This window comes from Massilia pseudoviolaceinigra (assembly GCF_030846505.1).
Taxonomy (GTDB): domain Bacteria; phylum Pseudomonadota; class Gammaproteobacteria; order Burkholderiales; family Burkholderiaceae_D; genus Telluria_A; species Telluria_A violaceinigra.
In genome coordinates this window covers 1-2,586 of record NZ_JAVCWL010000077.1, presented here as the reverse complement: position 1 = coordinate 2,586, position 2,586 = coordinate 1, and the positions used below count along the sequence as shown (strand labels likewise).

Below are 2,586 nucleotides of genomic sequence, written 5' to 3'. Positions count from 1 at the left end.
TAGTTTCCGGAACAGGTCCGGAAGAATAAATCAGCGTTTCCCTAAGGAGTTAGGTGGCGAGGGTGAGGGTGGCGAGGGTAGTTGGGGTGGTGATTTTGGGGGGGGCGGTATTGGGGGGGGAGGTGCTGGAAGTGGTGGGGTATGGGCAACACCTACCCCAACGCCGTATCCTACCGGTCCAAGTGTGCCTCAGGATTACATGGGGTACACTTGTGTTGCTCCTGGAAGTTGTAAGGCGAGCCGCAGCGATATCTGTCTCAAAACCTGCTAATTAAGGACAACTGCGGCCCAGGCATGCCGGGCCGTAATATTTCAATGCGACATTTTTTTCTACTCCTAATCTGTTTGGCTTCTAGCTTCGGTGGGGCGCAGGCCGCCCCAACCCCCTCCGCATTTGATCGTTTAGAGTCAGTTGAGCGCAGCGCGGTGATGTCGACCTCGTCGAGCACAGCAAATGCACAAAAAATAGCGAATGCCTATTTGCATCTCTTGCCTGAGTTCCAGCGTCGAAAACTGCTTGGATCACGGAAATCGGAATCATTGCAACAATTATTTGACGCAGCTGACATAGCTGAATTTTATTCGGGCGATCCTCGATTTGCTAACCACATGCGCGAAGCATTCGATGCTCTTGTGCGCCTCGGAGAGCACAAAAATAGCAATTTTGTCAAAATGTATGAGGCATACATTTCGACTGAGCAATTTTCTCAAGCAGCTAATTTTATCGAAAAATATCCCGCCCCCAACGTTGCAAAGCCACCCATGGTTCGCGGCGAAACCAAGCGTAACTCAGGTAATAAATTATGGAATGTTGACTTTAAAACAGGCGAAATAAGACAAGTTTCTTTCGTATTTCCCCCTGGACTTTTCGTGATCGTGATGTCCGCACCGCGATGCCATTTTGCCCAAAACGCCGTGTCCGATATAGAAGCTGATTCTGAACTTCGACAATTGCTGGCGGGGAAGACATTGTGGCTAACCCGCATTGATCGTGGTTTCGATCTTTCGCAAATGCAATTATGGACCCAGCAACATCCAGAGTTCCCTATGTCATTGGCTTCGGACATTTTAAGCTGGAAGAAAATAGCATTCTGGGAGACTCCCACTTTCTATTTTTTTAAGGATGGAGTATTGGTTGAAAGGATTGGCGGATGGCCAACAAAAGGCCGGAAGCAAGAACTTACTCATCTAATCAAAGTCCATTCTGAAAATTGATTTCAAAACCCAAATAAATATATGAAAATCGTGTTTTTGGTTATCGGGGCATTCTTGGTCATATACTTTACACAGGATATCCTGTGGCCTGTTCAAACGGCTCCTTCAAACAATGCTCTTGCTTCTTCAGCGACCATCATCGTAAAAAATATAAGCGCGGTAGATACGCCCAACTCGAACATAGATATATGTGAGCGCCACAAAGTTGAAGTCTTGGTGACGCCGATGAAAGATCGTTTGCGTTTCGAGGGGGAAGTAAACCAATACCTTGAGAAGATATCTGCGAGTCATGACCAATTTCAAAGCCTTGAGCCTGATGCTCCGAGTGTACAAAGAATAGCGTTGTTTTCTTTGGCTAGTCACTGCTCTCCTACAGCAGAATACTACAAGCTCCCAGCTTCGATTGAAGCGACGGTGGATAATTTTTCATCAAAAATTTGTCGGAGTATCCCCGCGGAATATCGAATCGCACCTTTGAAATTGCTCAGAGCTGCGTCAAAAGACGGCTCACCCGAACTCAAACTTGCATATGCGGAAAACCTATTGGTTGAGGCAAAGCTGCTTGAGTTCGTGAATCGCCTAAAAACACGGGGGCAAGTTGACAACCTTAGGGCAGAAGCGGAACAGGTCGGTCGAGAAGCGGCGGGAAGCGGACTAAGAGAGGCCTTTCTTTTTATGACTAAGCACTACGAGAATGGCGGATTCGGTCTGCCCGATTTAAAACGCTCCTATCTTTATGCTATAGCCATAGCAGATCAAAACAAGACGTTAGAAAGTGTCGAGCGTGTCAACTATCTTTATCAGTCGATGACAGCCGCCGAAGTCACATCCGCGAGAGAAATTATTTCGCAATGCAAGAGTGCATCAAGACATGGTGGCAATAGCGCTTATCGTAATCCTTTTTAAAACTGAGAGCGAAACTCCAGATTACGTCGGTGCCTGGGTCGAGCACGTAAAGCTCACACCTCACATCTCATTGATACCGCAAGACGCACATTAGACCGAACAGCGGCTGGAACCTTAAGGTGGTAACAGTTTGAAGGGTCGAGACGAATGGATTACATCCAGGCCAACGGGCGTGACGAGCCATAGCAAGCGCGTTCGGTCCATATCGTTTTCGACCACGACATTGAACTGATCTGATGGAAGTTTGTTGATTGAACATATTTATCTCGAAATTTCCTCCGCTATCCGTTCACGCAACGTCGCCATGTTTACCCCCTCCGATCTCTTCATTTGTCACCGCCGCTTGTACGGCTCAAGACTGCCCTTCCGCAGGATCGCGCGGAAGGGTGAAATATTCGATAAGTGTGCTGGATTGAAGTCGTGCGGCCTGCACGTGTCGGATCACGCAGGCGGTCGGCTAGAATA

At 47.8% G+C, this 2,586-nt stretch carries 3 protein-coding genes; all 3 read left to right on the top strand.

The annotated features are described in order from the left end of the window. Positions 1-294: 294 nt before the first annotated feature. On the top strand, positions 295-1,215 hold the full coding sequence (locus RBA40_RS33025; protein WP_166899037.1) for a hypothetical protein: 921 nt from the start codon (positions 295-297) through the stop codon (positions 1,213-1,215). 21 nt (positions 1,216-1,236) lie between these two features. Then, positions 1,237-2,121: a hypothetical protein gene (locus tag RBA40_RS33020; protein WP_306653107.1), complete on the top strand. Its 885-nt coding sequence runs from the start codon at positions 1,237-1,239 to the stop codon at positions 2,119-2,121. 247 nt (positions 2,122-2,368) lie between these two features. Further along, a partial coding sequence (locus RBA40_RS33015) for a hypothetical protein (protein ID WP_306653106.1) occupies positions 2,369-2,586 on the top strand: 218 nt, incomplete at its 3' end.

Coding starts and splice junctions, on each gene's coding strand:
- RBA40_RS33020 (WP_306653107.1), top strand. CDS start 1,237: ATGAAAATCGTGTTTTTGGTTATCGGGGCATTCTTGGTCATATACTTT.
- RBA40_RS33025 (WP_166899037.1), top strand. CDS start 295: ATGCCGGGCCGTAATATTTCAATGCGACATTTTTTTCTACTCCTAATC.